The organism is Spirillospora sp. NPDC049652 (assembly GCF_040675125.1).
In the GTDB taxonomy this organism is placed as follows: Bacteria; Actinomycetota; Actinomycetes; order Streptosporangiales; family Streptosporangiaceae; genus Spirillospora.
On sequence record NZ_JBFAOF010001410.1, the window covers coordinates 1 to 1,403 of the forward strand.

Sequence of the window (1,403 nt, forward strand, 5' to 3'; positions counted from 1 at the left end):
CGGGAAGTGCCCCGCGCCCTCGATGAGCTTCCAGCGATAGGGAGCGGTGACGCCCCTGGAGTACGGCCGCCGCGTCGGCGGGCCCGCCCTGCGCGAGCTGACCTTCCACCAGCGCGCCGCGCTGCTCAAGGCCCTGGCGTCCCACCTGCGCGAGCACCGCGAGGAGCTGTACGCGCTGTCGGCCCGGACGGGCGCGACGCTCGGCGACTCCAAGTTCGACGTGGACGGCGGCTTCGGCACCCTGTTCGCCTACTCCAGCAAGGGCCGACGGGAGATGCCCAACGACACCGTCTACGTCGAGGGAGCGGTCGAGCCGCTCGGCAAGGGCGGGACGTTCGTCGCCCAGCACCTCTGCACGCCGCTGCACGGCGTCGCCGTCCAGATCAACGCGTTCAACTTCCCGGTGTGGGGGCCGCTGGAGAAGCTCGCGCCCGCGCTCCTCGCCGGCATGCCGAGCCTGATCAAGCCCGCCGAGCAGACCGCCTTCCTGACCGCGCGGCTGGTGGAGCTGATCGTCGCGTCGGGGATCCTGCCCGAGGGGTCGGTCCAGCTGCTCACCGGTGAGGCGGGCGACCTGCTCGACCACGTCACCGAGCAGGACGTGGTCGCCTTCACCGGATCCGCCGACACCGCCGCCCGGCTGCGCGCGCACCCGGCGGTCGTCCGGCACTCGGTGCGGTTCAACGCCGAGGCCGACTCGCTGAACTGCTCGGTCCTCGGCCCCGACGCCGCGCCCGGCACGCCCGAGTTCGACCTGTACGTCAAGCAGCTGGTCGCCGAGATGACCGTGAAGGCCGGCCAGAAGTGCACGGCGATCCGCCGCGCGCTGGTCCCCGCCGACCGGCTGGAGGACGTCGCGGAGGCCGTCCGGGCGCGGCTGGCCAAGGTCACCGTCGGCAACCCGGCCAACCCCGACGTCCGGATGGGCGCGCTCGCCACGCTGGAGCAGCGCGAGGAGGTCCGCCGCTCCCTGAAGGGCCTGCTGGACGCGGGGACGATCCTGTTCGGCGACCCCGCCCGCGTGGACGTCGTGGACGCCGACGCCGAGCGCGGCGCGTTCCTGTCCCCGGTCCTGCTGCGCGCCGACGACCCCGGCCGGGCCGAGCCGCACGAGATCGAGGCGTTCGGCCCGGTCTCCACGCTCATCCCGTACCGGGACGCCGAGCACGCGGTCGAGCTGGCCGCCCGCGGCCGGGGCAGCCTCGCCGGGTCGGTCGTGTCGGCCGACGCGGACTTCGTCCGGACGGTCGTCCTCGGCGCCGCGCCCTGGCACGGACGCCTGCTGGTGCTGAACGGCACGGACGCCAAGGAGTCCACCGGGCACGGCTCGCCGCTGCCGATGCTCGTCCACGGCGGCCCCGGCCGAGCCGGTGGCGGCGAGGAGATGGGCGGCGTGCGCGGCG

General features: G+C 74.7%; 1 protein-coding gene. It reads left to right on the forward strand.

Going from position 1 to position 1,403, the window contains the following annotated elements:
* Window positions 1–46 precede the first annotated feature (46 nt).
* Window positions 47–1,403, forward strand: a 1,357-nt coding sequence (gene paaZ / locus AB0J52_RS40645; RefSeq protein WP_500188559.1) for a phenylacetic acid degradation bifunctional protein PaaZ, incomplete at its 3' end; no start/stop codon positions are given.